Annotated in this window: 4 protein-coding genes (2 of these 4 running past the window's edge); all 4 read left to right on the forward strand. The window is 41.0% G+C overall.

What is annotated here, in order from left to right; translation table 11 throughout:
* A protein-coding gene (locus tag LEP1GSC190_RS05955; protein ID WP_002760851.1) for a cell division protein ZapA crosses the window boundary here: on the forward strand, positions 1-249 show its 3' portion. 63 nt of this gene lie to the left of the window's left edge; only the last 249 of its 312 coding nucleotides appear in the window; its start codon lies off the left edge, out of view; the stop codon is at positions 247-249.
* A gap of 40 nt (positions 250-289) precedes the next feature.
* Complete coding sequence (locus LEP1GSC190_RS05960) at positions 290-814, forward strand: 5-formyltetrahydrofolate cyclo-ligase (RefSeq protein ID WP_002760735.1); 525 nt, start codon at positions 290-292, stop codon at positions 812-814.
* 508 nt (positions 815-1,322) lie between these two features.
* On the forward strand, positions 1,323-1,820 hold the full coding sequence (locus LEP1GSC190_RS05965; RefSeq protein WP_002760767.1) for a chemotaxis protein CheW: 498 nt from the start codon (positions 1,323-1,325) through the stop codon (positions 1,818-1,820).
* Positions 1,820-2,500, forward strand: partial view of a chemotaxis protein CheW gene (locus LEP1GSC190_RS05970; RefSeq protein WP_002760883.1) — the 5' portion only. 2,508 nt of this gene lie beyond the right edge of the window; the window shows 681 of its 3,189 coding nt (coding positions 1-681); its start codon is at positions 1,820-1,822; its stop codon lies off the right edge, out of view. Before LEP1GSC190_RS05965 ends, LEP1GSC190_RS05970 begins: the two co-directional genes overlap by 1 nt.

Here is a 2,500-nt window from a genome sequence, read left to right on the forward strand (position 1 = left end):
GGGGAAGATTATATCTATTCCCTTGCGGAAGACGTGGATCGTAAACTTAGAGAGCTTGGAACCGGGATGCCTGGGGCTTCAAGACAAAAACTCGCCATTTTAGCCGCACTTAACTTCGCCGATGAATTGCAGCAAACGAAAGAAATCAAAGAGAAATCGCCGTCTGTTTCTATAGGAACCGGAGAGATAGAAGAGAAAACTCGTAAACTAATTACGATGTTGGAAGAAGGAATCATCGGGGACCTTTGATTTTTCTTTTATTCGAAATTAAATCCGCTTAACAATCTCGTTGAAACTTCAGTCTAGAAATGCACTTCGAACTTTACTTACCCTTTTGGAAGAAAGGGAAAAAAAAGATCTGATTATTCTTGGATTTTTAAAAAAAATTACGGCCAATGAGCGAAAGATCATCGCCTACGTTCCCGATAAGTGGGAAGTGAAGATTGATCCGAAAGTTTTGGGTTGGACCGAGAAGGAAATTTATTTCCCAAAGATTATGGATCGGAAATTGGAGTTTGTTCTTCCTGAGGCTTGGAAAAACGGTCCATTCGGTATTTTAGAGCCCAATGGAACAAAGACTTTGAGTCCTCACGAAGCTGAGTGGATTATCGTGCCTGCCTTAGGTTATAATGAGTTCGGTTATCGCCTCGGACGTGGAGGGGGTTTTTATGATAGAACCCTTTGTGCAGTGGATCCGAGTAAGTTGATTGGACTTACTTACGAGGAACTTTTCCCTGCAAGTTTTCCAAAAGAAGATCACGACATAAGAGTAGGCCAAGTTATTACAGAGAAAAAAAACTATCAAATCGTCTGAAAAAACGTTAAAATATTGTCTATTTGATAGTATGTCGGCTATTCACGTTGTTAGATTCGACGGCAAGTGACGCGATGAGTGGATGCGGCGGCAAGAAACTCAAGTAAGTGTTTCTCCGTAGATCGATAATTGGGTAATAACACTAAGACGCTTAGGGAGTGGAAAGTCTAACGATACGACTTGTGGGCCACTGATTCGATTGAGATTTTATCGGCACCGGAGAGTGAATGTTAGGTTTGCAAAACAGATAACGGCCCGTTGTTTTCGAAATTTAATTTCTCGGCGTTTGGTGTTGTGTCAGTTCTTAGTAGAACAAAGATGCGTGATCGGTAATCTATGTATAGCATGTAACTTTGGTTTTATCGAAAAAAGAGTTCACTTTGGAAAAAGTGTAAGAATTTTTTAGATTTAGGAAATTCTTTCTTTCGATTGTTCTTGAAAAACAAATTGCAATCTGTTTCATAGATTGATTCTGGATTTTTTATGGAGAACCTTAGGTAACAATCATATGGCCTCATTCGATAGTAGACATTACCTTGAATCCTTGGAAGCGGATAAGACCACAGAGTCTCAGAAGGAATATTTAACTTTTAACGTGAACGAGGAAATTTTCGGAATCGATATTCTGAAGATCCATGAGATTTTAAAACCGGTTCCGATTACAAGAATCCCGAACGGAGGCGACTATATTCTAGGGGTGATCAACCTTAGGGGAGAAATCATTCCGATAATAGATCTGAAGCAGGTTTTCGGAATCGGTTATAGCGACATCATTCCATCTACGAGGATTATCGTCGTTGTGCAGGATGAAAAGCGTGCGGGGATCCTCGTGGATACGGTGAGGCAAGTGGTAAAGATCCAATACGACAAAATCAATAGTAATACCACTGATGACCTTACTCTCAATTATAGTTCCTTGATAGAATCAGTCAGCCAGGCGGACGAAACGTTGATACTCAATCTAAACTTATCCGTCCTGATTAACTTTGAACGGGAGGCAATCTAATGGCTGGAATTCTAGGAGAATATACCGAACTATTCTTGGAGGAATCGGAAGATCAGATAGAAGAATTGAACACCAACCTTCTCAGACTCGAAGCCGATCATAAAAACCTTTCGATCATCAACGATATCTTTCGTGCCGCTCATTCCTTAAAAAGTTCCGCGGCCTTTGTAGGCTTATATAATCTTTCCGATCTTGCTCATAAAATGGAGAATCTTCTTCAATTGACAAGGGACGGTAAATTGCAAGTCAAACTTCCACTCGTTAACCTTCTCTTTCAGTGTTTTGACCTAATCAAATATGTGATTCGAAGTGTGGCTGAAGGAAATAAAATCGATACCCCGTTTACGGATATGATTCAAAAGCTGGATGCCTACGAAAAAGATCCTTCTTCTTTTTCGGATGTAGGTGATGCTCCAACTGCTTCGGCTCCTGCCCCTAAATCGGAGAAACCAGTGTCCGTACCGAAACCGACTCCGTCTCGACCGGGTGGACTGGAAATTCACCTTGAAGCGGAAGAGGTGAGAGAACTCGAAGAAGAGATCCGTAAATCCGGCAAGTGTTGGAAAATTTCGGTGACTCTTGGGAAAGATTCTCCAATGAAAGGACTTCGTTTTTCCTTGATTCTTCAGAACCTGAAGAATTTGGGAGTTGTATTTAAGTCCACTCCCGATTTGGAAGAA

The organism is Leptospira mayottensis 200901116, from assembly GCF_000306675.2.
Classification (GTDB): Bacteria; Spirochaetota; Leptospiria; order Leptospirales; family Leptospiraceae; genus Leptospira; species Leptospira mayottensis.